Below are 1571 nucleotides of genomic sequence, written 5' to 3'. Positions count from 1 at the left end.
CCACCGGCACTGCCGACCGAAGCCGGCATCAATATGCCAAAAGCGACAATCCTGGGAGATGTTCAGACTGAAAAATGCTCCCTAAACTAATTGCAAAACCGGTCTCAAATAGTTTGACACGCTCCGCAGGTTCCCGTTTCGCGGCTGGCGGACTGGGGGGAGTGTTTGCCGCGTTAGTCACGCAGAGGCTCTTTCCAGGCGGGCATTTTTACCTGTTCTCTAGCCCAGAATTCATCCCTTGGCTCGAGGAACGGGCGCACAAGCTTGCCCGGCAGGAGCCAGTCTTGTCCGGATAGATGGCCTAAAATTTTACCGGCCATCACTTTTTTACAGTCCATTTTCTCAACCAAGTTTTCTCAACCAAGTCGAGTAGAAACACATGTCTAAATTTTCCAAAACCATCGAATCCTTCTGGCAGGAGTTTTTCCTCGCTGGCGACATCCTTTACCGCAGCGACACGCTGATCGTGGCGGCCAATCCAGATATGGAAGCCGGCCGGCAGTTGATGCTGCTGGAAACTACGGACGGCAAGGCGATGGTGGTGCTAACCCCTGCGCTGGCAGACAAGCTGGGACTGTACCACCAGCAGGACTTGACCGAGGCGATGTTACGCCAGAAGCTGCAAGACACCAATGTCCGGTTACATGGTGCCGACTATGTTTTCCACTTCACTGAGGCAGAGCGGCAGGCGCTGCTGCAGGAACCTCTGCCAGACGACCTGCGGCAACTCAGCGCGACTGACGACGCGATGTTTGCCGAGTTCCAGTCCAATGCGTCGGAGCAGGATCTTGACAATGCCTATGTCGAGCTCGATCACTGGGTCGTGTTCGGTTCGTTCGAGCAGGATCGGCTGGTTTGTGCCGCGAGCATGTATCCTTGGGATGACCAGAAGATTGCCGATGTCGGCGTCCTGACGCTGCCACCGTTCCGGAGCAAGGGTCATGCGCGCCGCGTCATCCGCGCGATTAGCCGTCATGCCTACGCACGGGGCTATGAACCGCAATACCGCTGCCAACTCGACAATGCGGCATCCGTCGCGCTCGCCAAGGCGGCAGGGCTGACCCTGTTTGGAAAGTGGGATGCGGTCCTGTCTGAGTCCGCCGAGTAACTCTTCACGGGCACATTTATGGCAACTGCACCAGTCGGAAAGGAAGTCTTGATGACTGCAAAGGAGCTGGTCCTGACTGGACCTAAGCAGCGGCTCCCAATCTTCGTGACCCGAACAACGTTGAAGGACCTGTTGTCGGACTGTAAAGACATAGCGGCTGCTGCCGGCAGCACCGATTCCAAAGACAAGGACAAGTAGGCATGTACAACAAAATATTCGTCAACAACGTGCTGCGCCTGCTGGAGCAGCAAAATCTAACGAGAGTGGACCTGCGGAGCGTGTCAAACTATTTAAGACCGGTTTTGCAATTAGTTTAGGGAGCATTTTTCAGTCTGCACATCTCCCAGGATTGTCGCTTTTGGCATATTGATGCCGGCTTCGGTCGGCAGTGCCGGTGGCCGTGGATGCGTGTTCTTGAAGCGATTTGGATGCCGCGAGAAAGCGTTCTGCAAGACTCGATCGC

General features: G+C 55.3%; 2 protein-coding genes. One reads left to right on the top strand and one right to left on the bottom strand.

Annotated features, from left to right (window positions below; genetic code table 11):
* Positions 1 to 173 precede the first annotated feature (173 nt).
* Positions 174 to 350 (bottom strand): hypothetical protein, encoded by a 177-nt coding sequence (locus F2P46_RS35735; protein WP_166899250.1) that lies wholly within the window; start codon positions 348 to 350, stop codon positions 174 to 176.
* 29 nt (positions 351 to 379) lie between these two features.
* Here F2P46_RS35735 and F2P46_RS35730 point away from each other — a divergent pair, with 29 nt between their 5' ends.
* A complete protein-coding gene (locus tag F2P46_RS35730; protein WP_166899248.1) occupies positions 380 to 1108 on the top strand; it encodes a GNAT family N-acetyltransferase in 729 nt (242 codons plus the stop codon).
* Positions 1109 to 1571 lie beyond the last annotated feature (463 nt).

The sequence above is a fragment of the Massilia sp. CCM 8734 genome, from assembly GCF_011682155.1.
GTDB classification, from domain to species: Bacteria; Pseudomonadota; Gammaproteobacteria; order Burkholderiales; family Burkholderiaceae_D; genus Telluria_A; species Telluria_A rubra.
Note: the sequence above shows the minus strand (reverse complement) of the source record. Positions and strands in the feature narration are given on the sequence as shown.

What these genes read in the sequence shown, in the direction of transcription:
- F2P46_RS35730 (WP_166899248.1), top strand. Translation starts at nt 380, where the DNA reads ATGTCTAAATTTTCCAAAACCATCGAATCCTTCTGGCAGGAGTTTTTC.